Source organism: Myxococcaceae bacterium JPH2, from assembly GCA_016458225.1.
Lineage (GTDB): Bacteria > Myxococcota > Myxococcia > Myxococcales > Myxococcaceae > Citreicoccus.
In genome coordinates this window covers 184,645-197,938 of sequence record JAEMGR010000019.1, presented here as the reverse complement: position 1 = coordinate 197,938, position 13,294 = coordinate 184,645, and the positions used below count along the sequence as shown (strand labels likewise).

Below are 13,294 nucleotides of genomic sequence, written 5' to 3'. Positions count from 1 at the left end.
TGCGCGTTTCTGCCACGGGGAGACCTCTCAGAGCTCTTCGTAGGTGACGTTGGAGTTGGTGTACACGCAGATGTCCGCGGCAATGGCCATGGCATGCGTGCACACGTCGCGAGCAGGCAGCTTCGTGTGGTCCAACAGCGCGCGCGCCGCGGACAGCGCATAGGAACCACCGCTGCCCACCGCGGCGATGCCGTGGTCCGGCTCAATCACATCGCCCGCGCCCGAGAGGATGAAGGTCTTCTCCCGGTCCGCGACGATGAGCAGCGCCTCCAGGCGGCGCAAGTACCTGTCGGTGCGCCAGTCCTTGCCCAGCTCCACGCACGCGCGCGCCAGGTTCTTCTGGTGCTCCTTCAGCTTGGCCTCGAAGCGCTCGAACAAGGTGAAGGCATCGGCGGTGCTGCCCGCGAAGCCCGCGAGCACCTGCCCCTCTCCGATGCGGCGCACCTTGCGCGCCGTGTTCTTCATGATGGTCTTGTCGAGGCTGACTTGTCCGTCGCCCGCGATGACGACCTTTCCGTCGCGCCGCACACAAAGAATGGTGGTGCCGTGGAACATGGTCCCGGGGATCTAACAAGCCACCCCGCCCGCTACCAGGAAACACCGAGCCGCTGTCCGCTCGCGCACCCTACGCGCGAGGGTGCGCGGCGTCATAGACCTCCTGAAGCTGCTCGAAGGTGACGTGGGTGTACTTCTGGGTGGTGGACAAGCTGGCGTGGCCCAGCAGCTCCTGGATGCTGCGGATGTCCGCTCCTCCGCCCAGCAGGTGGGTGGCGAAGGAGTGACGCATCGCATGCGGGCTCACCCGGCGAGCCAGGGCGCACTGAAGAACGTAGTCGTCCAGGTGGCGGGCAATGCTCCGAGGCGTCAGGCGCCCACCGCGGAAGTTGAGGAACATCGCATCTGGTGCCTGTGCGGGCCGAGGCAACGCGAGCAGCTCGCCCCGCCGCGCCAGATACGCCTCCAGCGCGCGGATGGACTGCGCGTTGAGCGGCACGAGCCGCTCCTTGCTGCCCTTGCCCATCACTCGGACAATGCGGCTGCCGCGGTCCACATCGAGCAGGTCCAGGCCGCACAGTTCGCTGATGCGCAGTCCGCCGCCGTAGAGGATCTCCAGGATGGCCTTGTCGCGCAACCCGAGCACGGACGCGAGGTCCGGCATGTCGAGGATGGCGAAGACCTCCTCCACCGGCAGCACCTTCGGCAACGTCTTGGGCAGCTTGGGGCTCTTCACCAACTTGGCGGGGCTCGCCGACAAGAGCTTCTGCCGCACCAGGTACTTGTAGAAGGACTTGATGCTCGCGAGCCGTCGCGCGCGACTCGCGGGTGCATGGTCCACGCTCAGCGTGCCCAGGTAGCCGCGGATGGCCGCGTGCGAGCCGGCCAGGAGCGACAGCTTCATCCGCTCGACGAGGTAGCGCTCGTAGTCCACCAGGTCGATGAGATAGTTGCGCACGGTGTGCGGCGACGCGCCCTTCTCGTCCTCCAGGTGGGCGCGGAACTTCTCGAGCAGCGGCGACAGGTTCGACACGGCGGACTCCGAGCTACGGCTTGGTCGCCGCGGGAGGCGCGACGAGCGGCGGCGCGGGGGGCATCTGCTGCGGCAACAACGCCCGGCACATGTCCTCGGACAGCCAGCCATGCGTGCACAGGTACGCGGTGAGCGGCTCGCGGACCTGCCACAGCAGGACGAAGACGATGGCCAACGTCAGGCCCGCGCGGGCCCACCACGACATGCCCTCGCGCTCGTCGTCTTCGGGATCGCGGTGGAGCGCGCTGCGCACCACGTCCAGGTGATCCACCCGGGCTTGCGCCGGGAGCTTGGGACGACGGGTGACCAGCGCCGACAGGTCCGACGTGAGCATCAAGCGATCGTTCAGCGCCCACCCCGCCCCCTCGAGCAGCAGCGCGAGGTTGCGACGGCGCAGCTTGAGCCAACCCAGGAGCCCCGCGGGGCCCATCACCACGATGGCGATGAGCGTCACCGCGGTGACGAGGTCCACCAGCGTCAGCGCCTTGACCTGCGTCAGGATGAAGGCCAGCGACGAGCCCAGCGCCGCGAAGGCGATGCCGCCCGCCGCGAGCACGCCCGCCACACCACCCGCTGGAGCTCCCGCGACGGGAGCGGCCGGAGCAGGAGGCGGCGGCACGGCGGCCACCGTCTGCGTGTAGCCCTTCTCCAGCGTCGAATCGAAGGTCTTCTCGCCCGTGGACGCGAGCCCCTCCACCTTCGAGGTGATGAAGGTGCCGATGCGAGCGAACGGCATGGTCATGGACTCCCACAGCGACACGGGCTGCCGGATGACCTGCGTGACGGTGGCGTCGTGCTCCTTGCCCTCCACGTCGTAGAAGACGCCGCGCTTGCCCACGCCCAGCTCGGTGCTGCGCCCCCGCGTGACGGGCACCGCCACCTCGTAGCTGGCACCGCCCTCCTTGGGCGCCACGCTGACGTAGAGAATGCAGGTGGTGCCCTGCCCCGTGAGGGCCGCGTGCTGCGCGCGATCCTTCGCCAGCACCGACAGCATGTACTTGCGGCCGGCCATGATGAGCGTGCCCTTCTCCACCAGCGCCCGCCGCTTCGGCAGGTACAGGTCGGGCATGCTGATGAAGTTGTTGGCGAACACCAGCAGCCAGCGCTGGTACAGGATGATCCGCTCCAGCTCGTCGATGGCGCCCAAGGTGCCCTGGAGCGCCAGGTCCTCGCGGCTCGCGGCCTCGATGGCGTCGAGGTCCTCGTCGCGCACGCCGGGCAGCAGCTCCACGTGCTTCTTCAGCGGGCTCGCCTCCAGCGTGTCGTTCCACGTGAGGATGCCGCTCGCCTTCGCGCTCAGCTCGCGCCACGCCGTGTCGGTGAGGCGCTCACCGTCGCCCAGGAGCGGCACGACCACGTCGCGGCGGAAGGACTCCAGTCGCTCATAGGCCGGCCCGCGGAACAGCTTCGCCCAGGTCAGCACGCCCGACGACTCGGGCGGAGCCACCGGCAGCTCGTCCGCGGCCTTGCCCAGCGCGGTCAAATCTCCGAGCGCGCCCTCGACTCGCTCCGCGCGCAGACGCAGGCTCGCCGCCGCCTCGGGCTGCGCGGCCACCAGTCGGCACTGCAGGAAGTAGCCGTCCAGGAGCGGCGCCATCTCTCGCACGCGCCGGGCCCGCTCCAGGCTGGCCTCGCCCCAGGAGAAGAGGCCCGCGCGTTGCTCCAAGTGCGCGAGCAACGTCCCACGCGCCTCGCGGAACCGCTGCACCGCGGCCACGTCGATGCCGGGCTTCCCCGCGCGGTTCTTCACCTCGGGGAATGAAGACTGGATGGCCTCGCCCAGCGGACGCAGGCGCTCGGGCAGCGACGCGGGGGCCACGAGCCCGTCGCCGTTCTTGCCCGCGTCTCGCAGCGCCTTGTCGCTGGCGCGCACCTGCTCCAGCGAGATGCGCGTCGCGTCCGGCGCGTTCAGCGTCTGGAGGATCATCCGCGCCGCGTCCTTCAGCGCCGCGCCAGCATCCGAGACCGCGGCCAGCTCCAGCACGTCACTGGACGCGTCCGCTCCCCGGCGATCCTTCAGCCGCTGCGCGGTCCACTCCACCGCGGCGCGAACCTCCTCGACGCGGATGCGGCCATTGCCATCCGCGTCCACGAACTTGAGGAAGCGCGCATCACAGCTCAGTCCCTCGAGCGGACAGGCCGTGGCGATCCACTGGGTGGCCGGGATGCGCACGGCCTCGGTGAGGACATCGAAGGTCGGGATGTCGACCTGAAGCGAGCCGCCATAGCGGCGATAGACGAGCGAAGTCATTCCGCGAGGGAACACAGCACACCCCCGCGCGCGCCGCACCTTTCCAGACGCGGCGCGACCTCAGGGCCTCGCGACCGCCGTATAGACGCCAGGGTTGGCTCCCTGGGTGATGAGGTACAGCGCCCGCGAGTCATTCTTGCCCGCGAAGTACGCCGGCACCTGCACGCCCTGGTCGAGCGTCTTCCGCGCCTGCGTCTTCACATCGTAGACAGCCACGTCATACGTGTCCGAGTCCATGCGCGCATAGGTCGCGAGCACGCGACCGCCATCACCGGACACCTTGTACGTGTAGATGCCCTGGAGCCACGTCTTCGGCTCCGTCGCCCGGTCCTGAAGGTCGAGCGCCTTGAAGTCGCACGCGCGTCCATCGCGGATGCAGTTGGTGCGGAAGATGACCGCCTCGTTGCCAGGCATGAAGCCGTAGCCGAAGACACCGCGGCCCACCTTCTCCGCCTTCTCGCCGCCCACCGGGTACAGCATCAGGTCCACCGAGTAGACCGGCCGCAAGAAGCGCGAGAGGAACGCGACGTAGCGACTGTCCGTGCCCCAGACGAAGTTCGGCACGCGCGAGCCCACCTGTCGCGGCGCTCCATCCGGCAGCGTCGCCACGGTCATCGCGCCCGCTCGGGCTGGCTGGTCGTACTTCTCCAGGAAGCCCACCGCCTTCGAGTCCGGCGCGAAGGCGAACTCCTCCACCGCTTCGCCAAACTTGCGCCCGGGGCCGCCCGCGGCAGGCCCGACGTGCAGGTCGCCCAGTTGCTCGGGCTTGCCATTCTCCGTGCGCGCCAACCACTTCCCATCCGGAGAGAACGCAAAGGCCTTCGAGCCCACCGCCAGCCGCTGCCCCTTCAGCGACGCGGCATCCGCGAGGAACAAGTCGTACATGCCGCGCGCGGACTCGCTGCGCACCTGATAGGCGATGCGCGCGCCGTCCACCGAGACCTGGTAGTCCCCCACCTGATCCGCCAGCTTCACGAGTGTTCCAGGTGCGTCGACTCGCACCGCCGCGAGCCCGCCCGCGGCCGTGAGCCGCCGCTTGAACAACAGCGTCTTGCCGTCGGGCGTGAACTGCGCGGTGCTCACCTCACCTGCCACATTCTGGAACGGCCCCGCGGGCAGCGCGCCGAGCTTCAGCACGCCGCCATCCACGAACGCCAGCCGCGTCCCATCGGGGCTGGGCAGCATGTACGTGACCGCCGTGCCCAGCGTCACGGGCTCGGCCGTGGCGTCGGTGAGCGGCAGCACGTGCAGCTCGCCGGACTGCACGGCGGGGTTGTAGCCCGTGAGGAACAAGAGGTGCCGGGAGTCCGGCGCGAAGAGGAGCCCGCCCGGCACGTTCGTCACACCCGCGCCAATCTCGCGCGGCTTGCCCCCTTCGACCGGAACGACGAACAGCGAGCCCACCAGCATCTGCGGCGGGATGCCGTCCAGATGCGGCTTCTGCCCGTTCATGAGGAACGCGCCGAACTGACCATCCGGCGACACGCGCAGGTCCGAGGTCTTGCCCGCGGCCAGGAGCGTCCCCATCCCGCCCACCTTGGGGCCGCCGCGCGCCGCGCTGGCCACCGTGTCTCCCGCGGCCTTGCTTCCGCCGCGAGCGGTCGTGCCTCGCTCCTCGCTGTTGCGCTTGCACCCCGACACCGCGAGGGCGGCCAGCAGGCCCGCCGTCCAGACTCTCCGAAGCCGCATCATGCGCTCCTCTGCTCGTCGTGCCCCGTGGACTCAGCGCTCGGGATTCCCGCGCTCGGCAGCCAGGCCGTGAGGTCTTCCTTCGCGCGCGCCGAGTACGCCGCGCGCTTGTCCGCCTTCTTCACCCGCCCCGCCAGCGGAGGAAAGATACCGAAGATGACGTTCGTGGGCTGGTGCGGATGATCCGGCGGATGCGCCTCGCCCGTCACGTGCCGGTACAGCGAGCCCAGCGCCGTGGTCGCGGGCGGCGGCGTCCACTCCGCGCCCCGCAGGCGGGCATGCACCGCGAGCGCCACCAGATAGCCACACGCGGCGCTCTCCACGTAGCCCTCCACGCCGGTGATCTGCCCCGCGAAGAACAGCCGCGACTCGGACTTGAGCGACAGGTCCCGCGCGAGCAGCCGTGGCGAGTCGATGAACGTGTTGCGGTGGATCTGCCCCATGCGCAGGAACTCGGCCTGCTGGAGCCCCGGGATGCAGGTGGAGAAGATGCGCTTCTGCTCGCCCCACGTCAGGCGCGTCTGGAAGCCCACCATGTTCCAGGCCGTGCCCGCGGTGTCCTCCATGCGCAGCTGGACGACCGCGTACGGGTCCAACCCGGTGCGTGGATCCCTCAGGCCCACCGGCTTCATGGGCCCATAGGCCAGGGTTTCGTCTCCGCGCTCAGCCATCACCTCGATGGGCAGACACCCTTCGAAGTACTTGGGTTCCTCGAAGGCGTGCGGAACCAGCTTCTGCCCGGCCTTCACTTCGGCGATGAACCGGTAGTACTCGTCCTTCGTCATGGGCAGGTTGAGGTAGTCATCGCCTCCACCCTTGCCGTACCGGCTCTGACGGAACGCCACGTTCATGTCGATGGAGTCCCCCGACACGATGGGCGCGATGGAGTCATAGAAATAGAGCTTCTGGCCCACGTGCCGCTCCAGCTCGGCGGTGAGCGCGTCCGACGTGAGCGGCCCCGTGGCCACCACCATCAGTCCCTCGTCGGGCAACCGCTCCACCTCGCCCGCCACCATCTCCACGTTGGGGAGCTGGCGCAGCCGCTCGGTGATGGTGGCCGAGAAGCGCTCACGCTCCACCGCCAGCGCGTCGCCCGCCGGCACCCGGTTCGCGTCCGCGCTGCCCAGCACGAGCGAGCCCAGCGCGCGCAGCTCCGCGTGCAGCAGGCCAATGGCGCTCTCCGGGTTGTCCGAGCGCAGCGAGTTGCTGCACACCAGCTCCGCGAGCGAGTCGGACTTGTGCGCGGGCGAGCGCTTCTGGGGCTTCATCTCGCGCAGCACCACCGGCACTCCGCGACGCGCGAGCTGATAGGCGCACTCGGTCCCCGCCAACCCCGCCCCCACCACCGTCACCCGCTGCTGCTTCACGTCCGACATGAGACCTCCCGGGCTCGCCGCAGAGGCACGTCCCGTCGCCCTCCTGTTAGCAGGAAGCCCCCGCCGTTTCCCAGCCGCGAAACCACTCCCGTCAACCCCAGGCACGCGCCCTCGGGTCCAGGCCGCCCGCCCCCTCCCCGGCCCGCCACGGCATCCAGGGCGAGGGGGTGGTTCCCCCAGGGGGGCCGCGTCCCCACCTTTCCCCGGTCTCAGCTCGGACGACGGTGAGCGTCCGGGCGAGCGCCAGTCCACTCCCATCCGGAGGCGAGCATGGCCACGAGCCGAGAGAAAGACCTGATGCGGATCCGCGCCATCCTCCAGCGGCGCCGCCGCGAGCTGCTGAGCGCCAGCGATGGCGCGCACCGGGAACTCAGCGCCCTGAAGGAACAGGAGCGCGATCCCGAGTACGAGGAGAACGCCCAATCCGAGCTGGCGGACTACACCCTGTCCAGCCTGGTCGAGTCCCAGCGCCGCGAGGTGATGCTCATCGACGCGGCCTTGCGCCGCATGGACATGGGCGTGTTCGGGACCTGCGTGGACTGCGGCACGGACATCCCCATCGAGCGGCTGGAGGCCCTGCCCTTCGCCATTCGCTGCGAGGAGGACGCCACCCGCCACGAGCTGGAGATGCGTGGGGGCCACACCACCGCCGCGCCCACGCTCTAGGGACTCCGCGGGTGCTCCCTCGCGGCACGAGGGAGCGCCCTCAGTCGTCGCCCTTCTTGAGCACGACGAAGCGGTAGTTCTCCAGCTCGTTCTGCCCCGCCGTGTACAGCACGGTGAGGAGCATGTCGTAGGGCACTTTCTTGTCCGCGATGACGGACAGCTCGTGGCTGAAGGGCGCCGCCGGGTTGCGCGAGGCGATGTACTTCAGCTTCTCCACTTCCTTCTTGAGCTGCACGTCGAGCGCGGGCACCAGCCGCCCCTGGAGCTGATCCGCGGGGATGCGCCCTTCCTTCAGGCGGACCACTTCCTTGTCCCCCACCATGATGTTCTTGGGGGTGATGGTGACCGCCACGGTGTCCTTGGGCGTGGCCCGCGTCGTGGACACCGGAGGCCGCACATCCTCGGAGGCGGTGATGGCCGCCGAGGACGAGGCGAAGGACTTGAGGAGGAACACCAGGATGATGGTCATCATGTCCATCATCGCGGTGATGTTGAGTTCCTTGATCTCCCCCGCCGCCTCGCGCTCCTTGCGCTTCTTGCGCACCAGCGCGCGGCGGTAGCGCATGCGCGCGAGCTGCTCCTCTTCGACGGCGCTCATCGGGGCGGGCGTGGTGGGCTCGGCCATGGTCAGAGCGTCCCCAGCGTGACATCCGGAAAGAGCAACTGCCGGCCCGTGCCCTGCGTCTCGCGGATGGCGTCCATCGTCTGGATGAGCACCTCGTAGGGCGTCTCGGGCTCCGCGGCGACGATGACCTTGGTCTCCTTGGGGAAGGCGCCCTTGATCTTCACCATCTGCGCGGTCAGCTCCTCGAAGTTGTAGCTGCCGTCCGCCTTCATGGGCACCGACGGCACGCCCTCCTCGCCGAGGATGGCGTTCTCGCTGCTGATGTAGTGCCCCTTCTTGGAGATGAGCACGGAGAGCGTCAGCTTGGGCTGATCCGCGTTCTCCTGCGCCACCCCGGCCGAGGGAGCCCCGTAGTTGGGCGCGTTGACGTTCAGCGTCCCGAACGCGGCCAGGCCGGTGATGGACAGCAGCATGAAGATGATGAGGTTCATGAGGATGTCGAGGTACGGGACGATGTTCAGCTCGCCCGTCTCTTCTTCCTCACGAGGCTTCAGCTTGCGTCGCGAGTAGTAGAACGCCATGAGGCCCTCAGGACGCGCGGGCCTCGAGTTCCGTGGTCGCGGGGTCCGCGCCGCCGCGCCGCGACAGCAGGTTCTCCAGCTTCAGCGCATGCAGCTCCACCGTCTCCACCATGTTCTTCGCGTAGTTGGTGAGGAACAGGTGCGAGATGATGCAGATGACGGCGATGGAGAGACCGAAGCCCGTGTTGTACATGGCCTCGGAGATACCGTTGGAGAGCAGCGCCTGCTTCTGCTCCGCCGGGACGTTGCCGAGCGCGCGGAACGTGTTGATGAGGCCGTAGATGGTGCCCACCAGCCCGACCAGCGTGGCGATGTTCGCCAGCGACCACAGCCAGGGGATGCGCCGAGACACGTGCGGCGAGTGCTCGGCCATGGCCTCCTCGATGGCCTTGGCGACTTCAATCTCGCCGCGGTTGGCGTTGGCCAGCCCCGCGCGGATGACCTTCGCCAGCGGCGAGTGCGGCGCCGCGCTGCACAGCTTCACCGCGCGATCCAGGTTGCCGCTGCGCACGAGCTTGTTGATCTGCTCGACGAAGGGCGGCGCGTTGAGGTTGTAGCGGAACAACAAGGTGATGGCCCGCTCCAGCACCACGGCCACCGAGCACGCGAACCAGAAGAGGTTCACGTACATGAAGGGGCCGCCCGCCTTGAAGGCACTGACGATGAAATCCACGAGGCCACCGGAGTGGCCGGCCTCCGCGGGGGTATTGGCGACCACCACGTCCAGCAGCTCGCTCACCGACGGAATCATTGCGCCCAGGATCCTTTCGCCACCCGCCCCCGCGGGCGCCCATCCGGACAGGGGCGCCAGGTGCTGCCACAGGAGGGAGCAGCCTGGACTTCTAGGGCGCCGCCGCCGAGCGTGTCAAGACAGCGGCGCCCCAGGGTCCCGGAATGACTGGGACTTTCCAACTCAAGCGGCCGAGGACGGGCCCGCCTCTCCCGGCTGCTCCTTGACCTCGCGGCGGTAGTCGCACTCCTTGTTGGGGCAGGCGATGTAGGCGCCGTCCCGCTTGGAGAACTTCTGGAGGAGGTAGGGCGACTGGCACTGGGGGCAGGACTCGGCCAGCGGACGGTCCCACGCGGCGAACTTGCAGTCCGGGTACCGGTTGCAGCCGAAGAAGATCTTCCCGCGGCCGCTGCGGCGCTCGGTCAGGTAGCCCTGCTTGCACTCAGGGCAGGACACGCCGATGGAGATGGGCTTGGACGTCTTGCAGTCCGGGTAGCCCGAGCACGCCAGGAAGCGCCCGAACCGGCCGCGCTTGACGAGCATGGGCTTGCCGCACTTCTCGCATTTCTCGTCCGTGGTCTCCTCTTCCACGATGACGATCTTGCCCTCGGCGTCGCGCTTGAAGTCCTTCGTGTTCTTGCAGTCGGGGTAGTTCGAGCACGCCAGGAAGTGGCCCATCTTCCCGAACTTGATGACGAACGGATTGCCGCACTTCTCGCAGGCAATGTCCGTCTTGATCTCCTCGCGCTTGACGTCGCGCATCTCCGCTTCGGCCTTCTCCAGCGTCTCCTTGAAGGGGCCGTAGAAGTCCTTGAGCACGACCTTCCAGCTCGCGCCGCCGTCGGAGATCTGGTCCAGCTTCTCCTCCATGCTCGCGGTGAAGGTGACGTCCATCTCGTGGGGGAAGTGCTTGACCAGCATCTCGTTGGTCATCTGCCCCAGGTCGGTGGGACGGAAGCGCCCCTCCAGCTTCTCCACGTACTTCTTGTCCTGGATGGTGGAGAGAATGGCGGCGTAGGTGGACGGACGGCCGATGCCCTTCTCCTCGAGCTCCTTCACCAGCGTGGCCTCACTGAAGCGCGGGGGCGGCTGGGTGAAGTGCTGCTCGTGCAGGAGCTTCTGGAGGGCCAGCTTCTCGCCCTCGTTGAGCGGGGGCAGCTCGCCGACGGCGTCCTCGGCGCCCTCCTCGCCCGCGGCCTTGGCCTTCTCCTTCTCCGCCTCTTCCTCGGGCGTCAGGCCCGCGCCGTACACCGCGAGGTAGCCCGGGAACTTCAGCGTGCTGCCCGAGGCGCGGAACGTGGCGCGGCCCGCGGCGATGTCCGCGGCCGTCTGATCATAGACGGCGGGCTTCATCTGACAGGCGACGAAGCGGTTCCAGATGAGCTCGTACAGCCGGAACATGTCGAGCTCATCCATCGCCTCGAAGTGGGCGCGCACGCGCTCGGGAGGGTACTCCAGCGACGTGGGCCGGATGGCCTCGTGCGCGTCCTGCGCGCCCTTGCGGCTGCGGTACACCACCGGCTCCTCGGGGAGCATGTCCGCGCCGTACTTCGTGCCGATGAACTCGCGCACCTGCTTGACGGCGTCATCGGACAGACGCGTGGAGTCCGTACGCATGTACGTGATGAGCGCCGTCTGGCCCTCCTCGCCGAGGGGCACGCCCTCGTAGAGCTTCTGGGCCAGCGTCATCGTCTTCTTGGCTGTGAAGTGCAGGCGGTTGGCGGCCTCCTGCTGGAGCTTGGAGGTGATGAACGGCGCGGGCGCGTTGCGGCGACGCTCGCGGCGGTCCACCTTGGACACCACGAAGTCCGCCCGCTGCAGTTCGGAGACGAGCCCCTCGGTGGTCGCGCGGTCCTTCAGCTCCACCTTCTTGCCGTCCACCTTGGACAGCTTGGCCTTGAACGGCGGCGGGCCCGCGGGGCCCTCCAGCAGCGCGTCCAGCGACCAGTACTCCTCGGGGGTGAAGCGCTTGATCTCCTCCTCGCGCTCCACGATGAGCCGCACCGCCACCGACTGCACGCGTCCGGCGGACAGGCCGCGGCGGATCTTCTTCCAGAGCAGCGGCGAGATTTGATAGCCGACCAACCGGTCCAGGATGCGCCGCGTCTGCTGCGAGTCGTAGTTGTCCTGGTTGAGCTCGCGCGGGTGCGCGATGGCCTCTTGGATGGCCTTCTTGGTGATTTCGTTGAAGGTCACCCGCATGGAGTCCGGGTGCGCCAGCTCATCCTTGATGTGCCAGGCGATGGCCTCGCCCTCGCGATCCGGGTCTGTGGCCAGGAAGACCTTGTCCACCGACTTGGCCATCTTCTTCAGCTCGTTGAGCACCTTCTCCTTGCCCTTGATGACCTCGTACTGGGGCTGGAAGCCGTGCTCCACGTCGACGCCCATCTTGCTCTTGGGCAGGTCCTTCACGTGGCCCACCGAGGCCTTCACGGTGTAGCCGCTGCCCAGGTACTTCTTGATGGTCTTCGCCTTCGCCGGCGACTCCACCACCACCAGGTAGTGCGGGCCCTTGCCGCGCGGAGTGGGCTCCACCTCGGCGTCCGCCTCGACGGAGGCCAGCTCGCCAGACTGAGCCGCCGGCCGCCGACGGGCCGCCGTCTTCTTGGCCTTGGCCGCAGGCTTCTTCGCCTTGGCCGGCGACTTGCGCGCCGCCGTCTTGCGGGCGGTCGTCTCCTCGGCCGCCTCCGTGTCGCTCGCCTTCTTCTTCGTCCGCGTGGCCATGACTCTCCTACCTCGAACTACCTCAGACCTTCTCGTACAGCTTTCCCGGGTGCTGAACCACCAGCCCCGACAACTCCAACTCCACCAAGGCGCTCGTCAGGGCCGCCACCGATAACTGGCCGCCCGCCAGGACGTCATCGAAAGAGCGGGGAACCTTGCCCAACAACCGGTAGGCCCCACGCGCTTCCGTGGAAAGCGCCTCCCACCATGAAGCGTCCTCTCCAGGAGGTACGGCCCGTCCTGGATGGATGCCCACCGCCCGCCACACGTCTTCGGGAGACGTGCACGCCCGCGCCAGCCCGTCCCGAAGCAGGGCATTGCAGCCGGCCGCCGCCTCCTGCCACACGTCGCCGGGCAAGGCGAGCACCGGCCGGCCCTGGGCCCTCCCGGCCTCCACCGTATAGAGACTGCCGGACGACAGGCCGGCCCGGAGCACCAGGATCGCGTCCGATGCGCCGGAAATGAGCCGGTTGCGGCGCGGGAACGTCGTCGTGCTGGCTCGGACGCCCGGTGGGAGTTCACTGAAGAACACGCCCCCACGTCCCAGGAGGTGAGGCAGCAGCCGGGCCTGGGCTGGGTCCAACGCGTCCAGCGCGGACCCCAGGAACGCCCACGTCTCCCCATCCGCGTCGAGCGCTCCCCAGTGGCACGCTCGGTCCACCCCCGCCGCCGCGCCCGACACCACCCCCACGCCGGATTCCGCCACGCGTCGGGCGAACGTGCGGGCAAAGGGCAGGAATCCCTGGTCCGGATGCCGGCTGCCCACCATGGCCACCCGGCGCCGAGGAGGCCCCGGCTCTCCCCGATAGAAAAGCAGCGGAGGCGCATCCGCCACCTCCCGCAGCCGCTCCGGGTACGCGGGCTGCCCCGCGAAGGCCACCTGGGTCCCGGATGACTGACAGGCAGTCCAGAGGCGCTCCGCCAACGCCGGGAGCGACTCGACTCGGGCGAGCCGCGCTCGCACGGGCGCGGGCACTGGCGCGCGGGCCACCCACTCCCTCACCGGGCTGCTCGCCAGCGCGCCCAGGTCTCCCTGCGCGAACACACGAAGCCCCGCGAGCGTCCGAGGCCCCAGACCAGGAATGGCCCAGAGCGCCAGACACGCCTGTTGTTCCGCCGAGAGATGGTTCGTCGCCGCGTCCGCCATACCCGCCCCCCCACGCATTACCCACCTATATAGAGGA

At 68.7% G+C, this 13,294-nt stretch carries 11 protein-coding genes; 1 reads left to right on the top strand and 10 read right to left on the bottom strand.

The window, feature by feature from the left end; all coding sequences use genetic code 11:
* Positions 1-27: 27 nt before the first annotated feature.
* From hslV to trmFO, 5 genes are all read right to left on the bottom strand, one after another.
* Positions 28-555, bottom strand: coding sequence for an ATP-dependent protease subunit HslV (gene hslV / locus JGU66_26260; GenBank protein MBJ6764295.1), 528 nt, complete (start codon positions 553-555; stop codon positions 28-30).
* 70 nt (positions 556-625) lie between these two features.
* Positions 626-1,528, bottom strand: a complete 903-nt coding sequence (locus JGU66_26255) for a tyrosine recombinase XerC (GenBank protein MBJ6764294.1) — start codon at positions 1,526-1,528, stop codon at positions 626-628.
* Positions 1,529-1,541: 13 nt separating this feature from the next.
* Positions 1,542-3,779, bottom strand: coding sequence for a kinesin (locus tag JGU66_26250; protein MBJ6764293.1), 2,238 nt, complete (start codon positions 3,777-3,779; stop codon positions 1,542-1,544).
* A 60-nt stretch (positions 3,780-3,839) separates the two neighbouring features.
* A complete protein-coding gene (locus tag JGU66_26245; protein ID MBJ6764292.1) occupies positions 3,840-5,471 on the bottom strand; it encodes a PD40 domain-containing protein in 1,632 nt (543 codons plus the stop codon).
* Positions 5,468-6,844 carry a methylenetetrahydrofolate--tRNA-(uracil(54)-C(5))-methyltransferase (FADH(2)-oxidizing) TrmFO gene (gene trmFO / locus JGU66_26240; protein MBJ6764291.1) on the bottom strand — a complete coding sequence of 459 codons (1,377 nt, stop codon included), beginning with the start codon at positions 6,842-6,844 and terminating at the stop codon, positions 5,468-5,470. The genes JGU66_26245 and trmFO overlap by 4 nt, the downstream gene beginning before the upstream one ends.
* A gap of 270 nt (positions 6,845-7,114) precedes the next feature.
* On the opposite strand from trmFO, the gene JGU66_26235 reads away from it, so the two are divergent.
* Positions 7,115-7,510 carry a TraR/DksA family transcriptional regulator gene (locus JGU66_26235; GenBank protein MBJ6764290.1) on the top strand — a complete coding sequence of 132 codons (396 nt, stop codon included), beginning with the start codon at positions 7,115-7,117 and terminating at the stop codon, positions 7,508-7,510.
* Positions 7,511-7,550: 40 nt separating this feature from the next.
* On the opposite strand, the gene JGU66_26230 is transcribed toward JGU66_26235, so the two are convergent.
* The 5 genes from JGU66_26230 to JGU66_26210 form a co-directional block, all read right to left on the bottom strand.
* The gene (locus JGU66_26230) at positions 7,551-8,135 is read right to left on the bottom strand and encodes a biopolymer transporter ExbD (protein MBJ6764289.1); all 585 of its coding nucleotides are present in this window, start codon (positions 8,133-8,135) and stop codon (positions 7,551-7,553) included.
* 2 nt (positions 8,136-8,137) lie between these two features.
* Positions 8,138-8,656: a biopolymer transporter ExbD gene (locus JGU66_26225; protein ID MBJ6764288.1), complete on the bottom strand. Its 519-nt coding sequence runs from the start codon at positions 8,654-8,656 to the stop codon at positions 8,138-8,140.
* A gap of 7 nt (positions 8,657-8,663) precedes the next feature.
* Complete coding sequence (locus JGU66_26220) at positions 8,664-9,407, bottom strand: MotA/TolQ/ExbB proton channel family protein (GenBank protein ID MBJ6764287.1); 744 nt, start codon at positions 9,405-9,407, stop codon at positions 8,664-8,666.
* Positions 9,408-9,569: 162 nt separating this feature from the next.
* Positions 9,570-12,110: a type I DNA topoisomerase gene (gene topA, locus JGU66_26215; GenBank protein MBJ6764286.1), complete on the bottom strand. Its 2,541-nt coding sequence runs from the start codon at positions 12,108-12,110 to the stop codon at positions 9,570-9,572.
* A 22-nt stretch (positions 12,111-12,132) separates the two neighbouring features.
* Positions 12,133-13,257: a DNA-processing protein DprA gene (locus JGU66_26210; protein MBJ6764285.1), complete on the bottom strand. Its 1,125-nt coding sequence runs from the start codon at positions 13,255-13,257 to the stop codon at positions 12,133-12,135.
* Between the last annotated feature and the right edge of the window lie 37 nt (positions 13,258-13,294).